The 432-nt window shown below is 56.2% G+C and carries 1 protein-coding gene; it reads left to right on the top strand.

Going from position 1 to position 432, the window contains the following annotated elements; translation table 11 throughout:
- Positions 1-94 precede the first annotated feature (94 nt).
- Positions 95-432: NINE protein (locus B2W52_RS04225; protein WP_286801507.1), on the top strand; the 338-nt coding region annotated here is incomplete at its 3' end.

Raw genomic sequence — 432 nt, 5'->3', positions numbered from 1 at the left:
GGGAAAATATTCCTTCCCCCCGGCCAGCCCCCAGCACATGCAGGCTGGGTCTATAGTGTAAATCGGCTACGAATCCAGAAGGATGAGAACGGATATGACAGAACGCCCAGACACCCACAGCAAACTGATCGGCTACCTGCTCTGGATCTTCGGATTCCTGGGCTCACACCGGTTTTACTACGGCAAACCCGTTACCGGCACCATCTGGTTCTTTACCCTGGGGCTGCTGTTCATCGGCTGGATCATCGACCTGTTCCTGATCCCGGCCATGGACCGGGAGGCGGATCTTCGGTTCCGGGAAGGTGAGGTCAGCTACAACATAAGCTGGATCCTGCTGACCTTCCTGGGGGTGTTCGGGATTCATCGGATGTACATGGGCAAGTGGATTACCGGCATCATCTACCTGTTTACCGGCGGCCTGTTCCTGATCGG

Origin of the sequence: Marinobacter sp. UBA2498, from assembly GCF_002341575.1 — a bacterium.
GTDB classification, from domain to species: domain Bacteria; phylum Pseudomonadota; class Gammaproteobacteria; order Pseudomonadales; family Oleiphilaceae; genus Marinobacter; species Marinobacter manganoxydans.
This window is presented reverse-complemented; position numbering and strand designations above follow the sequence as displayed.